The following is a 12,142-nucleotide window of genomic DNA, read 5'->3' on the forward strand; positions in this document are numbered from 1 at the left end:
TTCAATGCACGGTGCACACCATGCACGGATCGAAGGAACGGACGACATGCTGCACGAGCAGGGGCAGCTCTTCGCCCTCGGCCACCGCCAAGCCCGCCAGCGCCTGCTCCAGTGGTCCGGGAACAGCGGCGGCGTCGCGCGGCGAGAAGTTCCAGGTGGTCGGCGCGACGATCTGGTAGCTGGCGATGCGGCCGTTCTCCATGTGCAGCCAGTGCCCGAGCCCGCCGCGTGCCGCTTCGACGAGCCCGGCGCCGTGGGCCTCTTCGGGAAACGGTGCGTGCGCACAAAAGGCTTCGCCCGGGGCCAGGGCACGCACCCAGCGCTCCATCGCCGGCACGACCAGCGCCAGCTCCAGGAGGCGCGCGCAGACCCGTGCCAGGACACTGCCGCCTTGCGCCGCGACCAGAGCCCGCAGCAACGGCTGTCCGGCGACCAGTTGGCGGGCCAGGGCACCCGTTTCGGCAGCCTGGCCTTCGTAGCGTGGCGCCTTGCACCACGTGTAGGCGGCCGGTTTCTCGGCGAACTCGCCCAGCAGCGGTCGCGTCTCGCCGACCGCCGGATGCAGCGCCTGCTCGCCGCACAGCCAGGAATGCGCGACGTCCTCGCTGATCGACTGGACCATGAGTGGCCGGCCTGCCCCGTGCCAGATGCCACGGGCGAAGAGGTGACCGGTGGCGGCGTCGGTGGCGCCGGCACAGGTAGCGCCGGCGGTCGCATACGCACCATAACTCAGGAAGCAATCGCTCGCCCGTCCGACCGAGTCGAGGTCGAGATCGGCAGCGATCTCGACGAAACGCGCGAAGTCGGCCGGCCTGCCGCTTGCCCAAGCCGCGAGCGTGTCAGCCGACTCGATGGCGCTGACGTTCTCCAGCGAATCGCCGAAGACGACCCGGCTCAGGAAGCCGCGAAAGTCGCGCAGCACGCAGAGCAGACGAACTTTCTCGGTGGCCGTTACGGCGCGCGTCGTGCCGCCCGGCTGCAGCGCCAGGCTGTGTGGCCACTTGCCCGCGAGGTGGCCCATCAGACGCAGCAGATCGGCGCGTGCCGGCAGGACTTCGCGCAGCGCTTCACCGACCGTCGCCTGGAAGCGCTGCTCGGCTTGTCGGTGCCATGGACGACCGCGATAGGCGGCGCGGGCAAAGTCGGGCATGAAGAAGAGGTAGAAGTGGGTCAGATGGTCGGCCAGGTTCTCGCAGGCCAGGATCAGGTTGCTCGCCAGGCGACCATTCGCCGGCATCTCGAGTCCCGCGGCGTCGGCGAGGGCTGCCGCAGCGGCAGAAGACTGCGAGACCGAGCAGATGCCGCAGATGCGCGGCACGATGACCAGCGCGTCGAGCGGGTGCTTGCCAATCAGGATATGCTCGAAGCCACGATAGAGCGAGGAGCTGACGCGTGCGGCAGCGACACGACCGGCTGCCACCTCGAGCGTGACTTCGAGGTCACCCTCGACGCGGTTGAAGGGCCCGATGGTCAGAAGCCGGCTCATCCGTGATCCCTGATTCCTCCCCGCAGCCGCAGCGCGGTCGCGCTGTCGACGGCTTCACAAGCCCGGAAGCCAAACTATAGCAGACGACGTGCAAGGCGACCCCCGTGCCTCCCGACAGTAGCCCGCACGGCCGCTGCCGTCCCCATGCCGGGTGCGCGGCCAGAGCCACCACCTGCCGGTCGCGCCACGCGTCTCAGGCGACGGGATGCGGCAAGCCGTCGAAAAGGCGCCTCGCGCCAGCAGGACGGTCCTCGCGGCGCCGCCCGGCCATGCTGCCGTACCGGTCGGCCCGCCGCGGCATCCGCCCGGCCTCCGCCCGCTGACGCAGTTCGGCCAGCCGCAGTGCGCCGCGCTCCCGCAGCAGGCGCAGGTGGTCGGGCCTTCGCTTGCCGTGGCTGAGGGCGAGGCGATCGACTTGTTCGAGCCAGTCCTCTTCGCTTTGGCTGTCGTTCTGACCGACCTGCCCGGGCAATCCGCCGCGCCACACCTCGTAGCAGTAGGCAAACTTGGCCCAGTCGTAAAGCGACTGCTCGCAACGGCGGTCGGCACCGGCTGGAGGCGACCCGCGACCGGCACCGGCGAGGATGCGCAGCATGGCGTTGGGGTCGGCGCCGGCGTCGAGCAGAATGCGCAGCAGACCGCTGTCCATGTTCATTGCTGCCAGGAACAGCGGGCTGGCACCATCGCGACCGACCGCGTCCGGATCGGCACCAAGCTGCAGCAGCTCGCTGATCGCCTGATAGCGCCGCAGCGCGGGACACGGCTCAAGGGCGGTGATCACGTGCTGCAGAATGGTGTCGCCGAGTTGATCGGAGCCGTTGACGTCGAGGCCGCCGGCCACCTGTGCCCGCATCGCCGCCGTGTCACCCGCACATGCGCTGGCGACGAAGGCGGCCAACGGATCCCGAAGATCAGGCAGCTCGTGTCTGCAATGTTCCATCTGCAACCCCTTTCCCGTTCTGTCGCCGGCTGCCCCCGTCCGGCAGTAAGCGCACCCCGCTCGACGCGAGCCAGCAGCCGCGTCACCCCCAGCCGCTGCCCGCCAGGCCGACCAACACACCGACTGGACATGTGGCAGCAGCAGCAAGTCCGTCCAGTCGGGAATGGGCGATGACATGCGCCGCGCACCTGCCAATGCAGCCGCGCTGGCGTCGCCGCAGGCCTGTACCTTCATTTTCCCGTCGGACGGCACCGGTCGACGGTGAAGAAAGTCACGGAAGACCTGACGAAACGGTCGCCGCCCGCACTCGACACAGCTCTGCGACGAGGTTCAACCGCGTCTTCCGGACTGTGCCAGGTGCCTGCCGATCGGTACGACATGCGGGCCGCGCTGGCGCATGCAGGACTCGAAGCACGCGGGCGGCAAGGGCTGGCTGAAAAGGTGGCCCTGCGCCTGCTGGCACCCGCTACGCTGCAGAAAAGCCCTTTGCGCTTCGTTTTCGACACCCACGGCAACCGTCTGCAGACCGATCGCATGCGCCATGCCGATCGTTGCGGCGACAACTGTCGCGTCGTCCGCGTCGGCGATCACACCGGCAACCAGCGAACGATCGATCTTCAGCTGGTGCACGCGCAGTCGCCTGAGGCAACCGAGCGAAGAACGCCCGCTGCCGAATCCGTCGATCGACAGCCTCACCCCCAGCGCACGCAGCCTGTCGACCGTTGCCTGCGCCACCGATGGCTCACCCATCAGCATGTGCTCCCTGGTCTCCAGTTCCAGAAAGCGCGGCGGCAACTCCTCCTGGGCAAGAATCCGGCCCACCAGATCGGCGAGACCGGCCTGCCGGAACGCGACCGCGGACAGGTTGACGGTGACGCGCAGCGGCGGCAAACGCGCCTGCCGCCAGAGTCGCAGTTGCCGGACCGCGGCTCGCAGCACCCATTCATCGAGCTCGAGGATGAGGCCGCAGCCCTCGGCAATGGTGATCAGCTCGGCCGCGGACACCACTCCGAGCACCGGATGTTGCCAGCGCAGCAGCGCCTCGGCTGCGTACAGGCGCTTGTCGGCAAGGCCAACCTGCGACTGGTAGTGCAGGCACAGCTGGCCGTTGTCGAGCGCCGAGCGCAGCTCGTTCTCGATCATCGCGGCCCGCGCCGCACGTCGCTGCATCTCGGTCGTAAAGAAACAATAGTGGTGCGGCCCGCCCTGCTTGGCGCGGTACATCGCGGCATCCGCACACATCGACAGGCTGGCGAAGCTGTTTCCGTCCGCCGGATACATCGCGATCCCCAGCGACATCGTGCACAGCAGTTCATGTCGCCCGATGCGATAGGGAGGCGTCGCCGTATCGAGCAGCTTCGCTGCCACATGCGCGGCGCCATCGGCATCGGTGTTCGGCAGGACGACGATGAACTCGTCACCACCCAGCCGCGCAACCGTATCGCCATCGCGCATGGCGCCCTGCAGGCGCTTCGCCACCTGTACCAGGAGCGCATCGCCCACGCGGTGCCCGAGGACGTCGTTGATGCCCTTGAAGCGGTCGAGATCGATGAACATCAGGGCCAGCGACTCGCGGCCGCGATGGGCACGTGCGAGGTCATGCCTGACCCGTTCTTCCAGCAGGCTGCGGTTGGCCAGCCCGGTCAACGGATCACGGTGCGCCAGATGCAGCATCCTCGCCTGCGTCTCCTTGTGCCACGTGATGTCGACGAAGCTCGCGACATAATGCATCGGCATGCCGTCGCCATTGACGCGGCTGATCGCCAGCCATTGCGGATACGCGCAGCCGTCGCTGCGCCGGCTCCACACCTCGCCTTGCCAGTAACCGCGCGCTGCCATCGATGACCGGACACGGCGATGAATGCCCGCATCGTCCGCTGGCGAGAACAGGAGACCTGCGTCGCGGCCAAGCGATTCCACGGCGCCATAGCCGGTAATCCGGGTAAAGGCCTGGTTGATGCGGACGATCCGCCAGCCCGCGTCGATGATGGCGATGCCCCTGGCGGTGTCGGCGGCGAGCCAGCCGGCAACATCGAGGTCGGCCTTCGCCGGTACGTGCCTGCCGCGCTGCGGCGAGACCCCCGGGCGACCGCCTGCTGTACCCAAGGGCACAGCCATCGCGCGTCCGCCGGCCGCGGTCGCGGAGCACGATTCGTTCCTGCTTGCGTCAGAGCTGCTGCTCATCCACCCACCCTCATCTCGCACAGGTTGTCCACTCAGCACGCGAACCGCCACCACTCGTCGTCTATCCTGCACTGTCAGCAGTGTCTCCTCAAGGGGCAGGCGTCCCGGAAAAGGCGGGAAAGATTCCCGGTCGCCGCACGAAGCGCGGCAGCTCGGTAGCGCAGGCAGCTGGATATCGTGCCGCGTCTCGGCAATAATGCCCCCATGAGGAGAACGACGCAGCCCGCCAGCTCGCTCGCCGACGGTCATGCCGACTCGATCGCCGTGCTCGACGAGGGCGGGGTGATCCTCAGGGTCAATCAGGCCTGGCGGGACTTTGCCCATGGCAGCGGCGCCAGCGCCGAGCTGGCTGACGGTCGCGGCATCGACTACCTCGCCGCCGTGCGACGGGCAGCGGTCGACGACGTCCTGGCCGCGGCCGCCCTGCAGGGTCTGGAAGACGTGCTGGCCGGGCGACAGACCTGGTTCGCCCTGGAGTATCCGTGTGACGCGCCCGGCGGCGAGCGCTGGTGCGAATGCCGCGTGGAACCGTTGCCGGCGCCGCGTGGCGGCGCAGTGGTCCGTCATCGTCCGCTCGGCCGACGCGAGCGGACAGTGGTCGCCGTCGACCACCACCAGCGCCGGCAGCCAGACTTGGCAACGATTGTGAACGGTCTGCCGTCGATGATTGGCTATTGGGACTGCGAGCTGCGCAACCGCTTCGCGAACCATGCCTACCGCGACTGGTTCGGCATCGACCCGGCGACGATTCCGGGCAAGCACATCCGGGAAGTGATCGGTGACGAACGATACCGCCTCAATGCGCCCTATATCGAGGCGGTGCTGTGCGGCAGTGCGCAACAGTTCGAACGGGCCATCCCTTCGCCCGATGGCCGCTCGCTGCGCCACTCGCTGGCGCGGTACATTCCCGATGTGGTCAATGGCCAGGTGCAGGGCTTTTTCGTGGAGGTCACCGACGTCACTCCGATCAAGGCAGGCGAACAGGCTTGCAGCGCGCCCAGGAGGTGGGTCGCCTGGGCAGCTACACGGCCGACCTCGCTTCCGGGCAATGGCTTGGCAGCCCGATGCTCGAGCGAATCATCGGGGTCGGCCCGGAGCACGAGCACACGACCGACGCCTGGCTGCAGATGGTGCATGCCGACGATCGCCAGAAGGTCGTCGACCACGTCCGACTGACAGTCCGCGACAGGGGAATCTTCGACTGCGAGTACCGAATCATTCGCCCACGTGACGGTGCCATCCGCTGGCTGCACGGCCTCGGCGAACTCGAGTGCGCGGCGGATGGCCAGCCACTGCGCCTGATCGGCACGGTGCAGGACATCACCGAGCGGAAGCACGCCGAGAAGGCCACACAGGCCCTCCTCGACGAAAACACGCGCCTGGTGCGACGATTGATCGCGCTGCAGGAACGTGAGCGCGCCGACCTCGCCCGCGAGTTGCATGATGAATTGTCACAGCACCTGACGGCAATTCGTGCCTTTGCCGGCGCGCTGCAGCGCAACGACCGCTGCGACCCGGAAGCGATCCGGCGCAGCGCCGTGGCAATCGACGGTTCGGCACATGCCATCTACGAGGTGTCGCACCGACTGATGGAGGGCCTGCATCCGAGTGTTCTCGACGCTGCCGGAATTGCCGAGGCACTGGCCAGCCTGATCGACAGCTGGGGGCAGCAGCATCCGGAAATCGAGTGGCAGGCCTCTCTTCCGTCGAACCTCGTCTGCGAAGGAAAGCAGCTCCGGGTGACGCTCTATCGCGTCGTCCAGGAGTGCCTGAGCAACATCGCCCGCCATGCTGCGGCCCACCGCGTACGACTGATCCTGGGAAACAGGTGGTCGGCAGAGGGCGAGTTGCTGCGGCTGGTGGTCCGCGACGATGGCGTCGGCATGGAGATGGATGCGGCACACGCCGGCTTCGGTCTGCTCGGAATGCGCGAACGCGTCCTGGCCCTCGGCGGTACGCTGCAGGTCAGCAGCCGGAAGGGCGGCGGCACCCGGATACGGGTGATCGCCCCCAACGTCTGAGACTTCCTGCGCACAGCGTCGCAAGCGCGCGTCCGACGAGACCTCGCACGCGGCTGGGCAAAGGCGCGGCGCACAATGCACACACACGGCAGCCAGCGCGTCACCACGGCCCGGCGGCTGGAGACGGACTGCCCTCAGCAGGAGGGAGGACGGCAGCGAGCAGTGGCGCCGCAGATGGACTCACGACGCTACGGCGGCCAGCGCCGGAGTCGCTGCGACAAAGCTGTGCCACACGCTCCAGCGCGCGGCAGACAGCCGCGAGCCTTTCCGGTTGCGCCGCTGCAGCCGCCCGCAGGGCAAAAATGGCCTGCGGGTAACGCCGCAGGCGCAAGTGCAGCAGCGCGAGATCGTACCACGCGCTGCCCAACCGCGACCCGTCTCGGCATGCGACCCGAAGACACTCCAGTGAAGCGCTGAGGCCGCGCTCGTCGGGCTGTGTCAGACGCAACCCGTGCTTGGCGCCATCGGCGGCGTCAAAGGCCCGCAAAGCATCGTCCCGCCGCCCGGTCCGATAAAGGACCAAGCCCAGGAGGTGCCAGGCAACGGTATCGTCGGGAACCGCATGCCTGATCTTCAAGGCGATTTGCTCGGCGCTGGCGAGGTCTCCTCGCTCATAGAAACTGGCGAACAGATCGAAGAGTGCATCGATCATCGACTGTCCCGGTCGAACAGGAGCTGTCGTGACGGCAGCTGGCAGCGAGTGCATCGCGGTGACTTCATGCACCGATTCTGCCGCGGCGCGGCGCCGAGGGCCAGCGACGAGACTCCCGATCGGTACGGGAAATTTTCCCTGTCGTCTCGGCACAGGGGGTTGCCGGGACGAGCCGACGCTGCCGCGGCGACCACCGCGCCCGAAGGGTCGCGAGACCTCCGTCAGGGTTCGACCAACCCGAGCCGGATCGCCAGACGCGCCATTTCCGCCAGGCTCGCGACGCCCAGCTTGAGCTTGATCTGCGTGACATGGTTGCTCACCGTCTTGCTGCTCAGGTGCAGGATGCGCGCGCATTCGGCCAGTGACTGACCCTCGCTGAGCAACCTGAAGACCTGGAACTCCCGTTGCGTCAGCGTGCCGAAGGGCACGGACTCCGGCGAACGCTGCCGCTGGATGAGGGTCGGCACCATGTCGGGACTGACGAAGGACTGACCCTTCGCCACCGTGCGGATGCCCAGCAACAGGCTATCGACGTTGCTCCCCTTGGTGACGAAACCCAACGCACCTGCCTCGAAGGCCCGCTCCAGCAGCACACGCGAGTCATGCACGGTGTACACGAGGATCGCCACCTGCGGATCCACGCTCCGGATGCGTCGAATGGCCTCGATGCCGCCGAAGCCCGCCATGCTCAGATCCATGACGACGACGTCGGGGCGCAGCGCCCGGTACTCACCGTAAGCCGCCTCGCCACTGGCCACGTCGAGCAACACCCGCAGGCCGGCGTCGGATTCGATGAGGCTGCGCAGTCCGGCACGCAGCGCCGGATGGTCGTCCACCACCATCACCGAAAGCACGCCCCCGGACGTGGTCAGGGAAGGACGTCCGTCACCCCTCGCCGTCATTCTCCCCTCCATCTCGCGCCGGCGGGCCGGGTGGCCCACGCCGCGAACTGAGCCGCGGGCATTGGCTGGCTGAACAGGTAACCCTGCGCCTGATCGCAACCCTTCGCGCGCAGGAACGCCAGTTGCGCTTCGCTCTCGACACCCTCGGCGATGGTCTGCAAACCCAGGTTGTGCGCCAGGCTGATCGTCGCGGCAACGATCGCTTCGTCATCGGGGTCGGAAGCCAGATCGGCGACGAACGAGCGGTCGATCTTCAACTTGTGCACCGGGAAGCGCTTGAGATAGCTCATCGACGAGTAACCGGTGCCGAAATCGTCGATCGACATCCGCACCCCCAGCGCACGCAACCGGTCCATGGTGACGATCGCTGCCAACGGCTGGTCCATCGCCACGCTCTCGGTGAGCTCGAGTTCGAGGAAGTGCGCCGGAAACTCCTCGCTGTCGAGAATCCGCGCCACCAGAGCGGGCAGTCCAGCCTGACGAAACTGCATGGCCGACAGATTGACCGCCACGCCCAGCCCCGGCAGTCCGCTCCCGTGCCAGATCCGCATCTGCCGCACCGCCATCCGCAGTGCCCACTCGCCAATCGAAAGGATCAGCCCGCAGTCCTCGGCGATCGGGATGAACTCCGCCGGCGAGACCATCCCCAACTCGGGATGCTGCCAACGCAAGAGCGCCTCGGCGCCGAGCAGTCGCCCGTCATCGAGCGCAAACTGCGGCTGGAAACGCAGACTCAGCTGGCCGAGTTCGACCGCCCGCCGCAGCTCGTTCTCGATCTGCAGGGTCCGTGCCGAACGCTGCTGCATTTCGACCGTGAAGAAGCAGTAGGCATTGCGGCCGACCTGCTTGGCGCGATACATGGCCGTATCGGCGCACATCGACAGGCTCTCGAAACTGTCGCCGTCTGCCGGGTACATCGCGATACCGGCCGAGATCGTGCAGCTCAGCTCGTGCGGCCCGACGCGATAGGCCGGTGCCGTCACCTCGAGCAGCTTGCTCGCCACATGCGCCGCGCCATCGGCATCGGTATTCGCCAGGACGACGATGAACTCGTCGCCGCCGAGCCGGGCCACCGTATCGTCATCGCGCACGGCCCCCTGCAGGCGTCGGGCCACCTGCACGAGCAATTCGTCACCGACCTGGTGCCCGAGCGAATCGTTGACGTTCTTGAAGCGGTCGAGATCGAGGAACATCAGCGCCAGCGGCTCCCGGGAGCGATGCGCACGGGCGAGGTCATGCCGCACCCGTTCGGCGAGCAGGCTGCGATTGGGCAGTCCGGTCAGCGCATCGTAATGAGCCAGCCGCTGGATGCTCGCTTCCGCCTCCTTGTGCCGGGTGAGGTCGATGAAGCTGCCGAGATAGTGCGTGGTCACGCCTTCGCTCTCGACACGGCTGATCGACAGCCACTCGGGATAGACGCTGCCATCCTTGCGCCGGTTCCAGATCTCGCCCTGCCACGATCCATCGGCCTCGATCGCGTGCCACATGCCGCGAAAGAAGGCGGTATCGTGCCGCCCCGAGGCGAGCATGCTCGGGTTGCGGCCGAGGACCTCGGCAGCACAGTAGCCGGTGATGCGGGTGAATGCCCGGTTGACCATCACCATGCGGCAGGCCGAATCGGTAATGGCGATCCCCTCGCCGCCCCGTTCGAACACCTGGGCGGCAAGATTCAGTTCGGCCGCGGCCCGTTTCTGCTCGCTGATATCGACGATGGTTCCGAGGTAGCCCTTGAGCTGCCCACCGCCGTCACGCATGACGGTCACCGCCAGGCGCACGCTGATGCGGCGGCCGTCCTTGCGGATGCAGCTCATCTCGCGCTCGTCGGCCTCGCCGCTGACGCGTGCCCGGACGACCAGCGCATCGAAACCAGCCTCGACGTCGATGCCGAGCGTCGCCCGCAGCGCCACCGCCGCTGTCCTGATTTCGTCGGGATCATGCCACAGCATCGGCGTCGCGCGGCCGAGCACTTCGTCCGCGCGGTAGCCGAAGATCAGTTCGGCGCCGGGGTTGAACAGCGTGATCAGGCCCTCTGGGTCGGTCGCCACGATGCCGCAGGCGGCGCTGGCGAGAACCAGAGCCTGCTGCGCCTCGCTCTCGCGCAGGGCGACCTCGACGCGCTGCCGCTCGGCGAGCAGGGCGGCGTTCTCGAGCGCGACGGCCGCGCTCGCCGCCAGTCCCTGCAACACGCCCACATCGTCGGCATCGAAACCGCCCGGCCTGTCGTGAATCTCGAAGCAGCCGAGCAATTCACCGTCACGGCCGATGATCGGAATATCGAGCAGGTTGGTGAAACCGATCGCCTGCCGGATCTCCGGAATGACCCAGGGATCGTTTGCGGCATCGTTGCTGAGGTGGAAGCAACGCGTCTGCAACACCCGTCCCGGCACGCCGTGGCCGGCCGCGAAGCGATAGTCGATCGCCAGCCACTCGCCGGCGCGGCAGTACTCGCGGAACACCATCTGCTGTTCCTGCAGACGTGCCGCGGCGCCGCCACCGGCGCCGACCAGCCTGAGCGCCGCGACGACGAGCTGGCGCAGGATCACCGGCAGGTCGAGCCGGCTGTTGATCTCCTGGCTGACGCGCGACATCAGCTCGAGCTGCTCACTGCGTCGCAGCAGTGCCGCCTCGGCCCGCTTGCGCTCGCTGACGTCGCGCACGAGGACGACGAAACGCGGCTCGCGACCGCTCGCCTGCGCCTTGCGCGCCACCGACAACTCGAACCAGAACTGTCCTTGCGGCAGATCGAGCGCCAGCAGGCGGCCCGCCGAGTAGCCGCTGGCCTGTGCCTCGCGCAGGGCAGCGAGACAGGTGGCGGCGGCAGCGGGGTCGAGGATGTCCGACACCCGTCGGCCGACCAGGTCCGCCGAGCGGGCTGGCAACAGCCCGGCGCGCAGCGTATGGGCTTCATGGCAGATGCCGTCGAGTCCAAGCTCGAACATCGGATCGGGAACGGCATTCAGTGTCGCCGCCAGCTTGGCCGTGCGCTGACGAACGACGCGTCGCAGGGTGAACACCCAGACCAGCAGCGCGGCACCGACCAGAGAACCGGCGAGCAGGGCGTAGGCGAGATGACGGGTGCGCGGCGAGGTGACGAGGGGCGTGCCCATCCACTTCGCCCGCAAACGTCTCTCTTCGGCCGGGGTGATGGCGGCAAAGCCGCGCTGCAACAATGCCAGGCTGGCAGCGTCTCCCTTGTGTACGGCCCGATGGAAGTCCCCGGCGTAGAGGGTGAATGCCCTGTTGAAGAATTCCTCGGCGTTGTGGCGGTAGAGCAGGTAGTTGGCCGGCGGTTCGTCGAGGCAGAAGACCCGCACCTTGCCGTCGATCGCCGCCTGCACCAGCGCCTCGTAGCTGGCGAAGGACTGGACAGCGTCGATGCCGGCCGCTGCCAGCTTCTCGACGCAGGCATCACCGGCCTTGACTCCAACCAGGAACCCATGAAGCGTGCCGACGTCGACAATGCCGCCAATGCTGGAATGCGTATAGATCGCCACCTCGATGTTCTCGTAGGGCGGCGAAAAATCCAGGCTGCGCTCGCGCTCCGGCGTCCTGAAGGCGGTGTCGAGGACCTCGCCCTGACGATCCGCCATGCGCCGCTGCGCCGTTTCCCAGTCGCTGGCCTGCAGCTCGACCGGGACGCCGGTCTTCTCCTCCCACTGGCGCCAGAGATCGACGAGGTAACCGGTGAGCGTCCCGCCGGCATCCCGAAAGACATAGGGGGGATAGTTGTCGTCGATCAATACGCGCAAAGCCGCGCGCGGCTGCCGATCGGGCCCGTCGTTCGCGACCGCGGCGCAGGGGGCGCAGCACGCCGCGAAGAGCAGACCCAGCAGCCAGCAGGTGCGCAGGAAACTCATCGAGCGGTCTCGTCGTATGCCAGAAGTGCGACGGCCAATGATAGACGACAAGCCATGCCCGCGACAGGGGCAAGCCCCCCTACGGGATGCCCCGCTGCGC

At 67.6% G+C, this 12,142-nt stretch carries 8 protein-coding genes; 2 read left to right on the forward strand and 6 right to left on the reverse strand.

The window, feature by feature from the left end; translation table 11 throughout:
• Window position 1: 1 nt before the first annotated feature.
• From V5B60_RS20000 to V5B60_RS20010, 3 genes are all read right to left on the reverse strand, one after another.
• A complete protein-coding gene (locus tag V5B60_RS20000) occupies window positions 2–1,486 on the reverse strand; it encodes a nickel-dependent hydrogenase large subunit (RefSeq protein ID WP_332349567.1) in 1,485 nt (494 codons plus the stop codon).
• Window positions 1,487–1,679: 193 nt separating this feature from the next.
• Entirely contained in the window at window positions 1,680–2,426 is a 747-nt protein-coding gene (locus V5B60_RS20005) for an ankyrin repeat domain-containing protein (RefSeq protein ID WP_332349570.1), read from the reverse strand.
• A 330-nt stretch (window positions 2,427–2,756) separates the two neighbouring features.
• Window positions 2,757–4,544 (reverse strand): putative bifunctional diguanylate cyclase/phosphodiesterase, encoded by a 1,788-nt coding sequence (locus V5B60_RS20010; protein WP_332349572.1) that lies wholly within the window; start codon window positions 4,542–4,544, stop codon window positions 2,757–2,759.
• Between the two features lie 270 nt (window positions 4,545–4,814).
• Here V5B60_RS20010 and V5B60_RS20015 point away from each other — a divergent pair, with 270 nt between their 5' ends.
• On the forward strand, window positions 4,815–5,786 hold the full coding sequence (locus V5B60_RS20015) for a PAS domain-containing protein (protein ID WP_332349574.1): 972 nt from the start codon (window positions 4,815–4,817) through the stop codon (window positions 5,784–5,786).
• Complete coding sequence (locus tag V5B60_RS20020) at window positions 5,675–6,631, forward strand: PAS domain-containing protein (RefSeq protein ID WP_332350654.1); 957 nt, start codon at window positions 5,675–5,677, stop codon at window positions 6,629–6,631. Before V5B60_RS20015 ends, V5B60_RS20020 begins: the two co-directional genes overlap by 112 nt.
• A gap of 100 nt (window positions 6,632–6,731) precedes the next feature.
• Here V5B60_RS20020 and V5B60_RS20025 read toward each other — a convergent pair whose 3' ends face one another.
• From V5B60_RS20025 to V5B60_RS20035, 3 genes are all read right to left on the reverse strand, one after another.
• Window positions 6,732–7,283, reverse strand: coding sequence for a hypothetical protein (locus V5B60_RS20025; RefSeq protein WP_332349576.1), 552 nt, complete (start codon window positions 7,281–7,283; stop codon window positions 6,732–6,734).
• A 221-nt stretch (window positions 7,284–7,504) separates the two neighbouring features.
• Window positions 7,505–8,185, reverse strand: a complete 681-nt coding sequence (locus V5B60_RS20030; RefSeq protein WP_332349578.1) for a response regulator transcription factor — start codon at window positions 8,183–8,185, stop codon at window positions 7,505–7,507.
• Window positions 8,182–12,042 carry an EAL domain-containing protein gene (locus V5B60_RS20035; RefSeq protein ID WP_332349581.1) on the reverse strand — a complete coding sequence of 1,287 codons (3,861 nt, stop codon included), beginning with the start codon at window positions 12,040–12,042 and terminating at the stop codon, window positions 8,182–8,184. The genes V5B60_RS20030 and V5B60_RS20035 overlap by 4 nt, the downstream gene beginning before the upstream one ends.
• Between the last annotated feature and the right edge of the window lie 100 nt (window positions 12,043–12,142).

This window comes from Accumulibacter sp. (assembly GCF_036625195.1).
Taxonomy (GTDB): Bacteria; Pseudomonadota; Gammaproteobacteria; order Burkholderiales; family Rhodocyclaceae; genus Accumulibacter.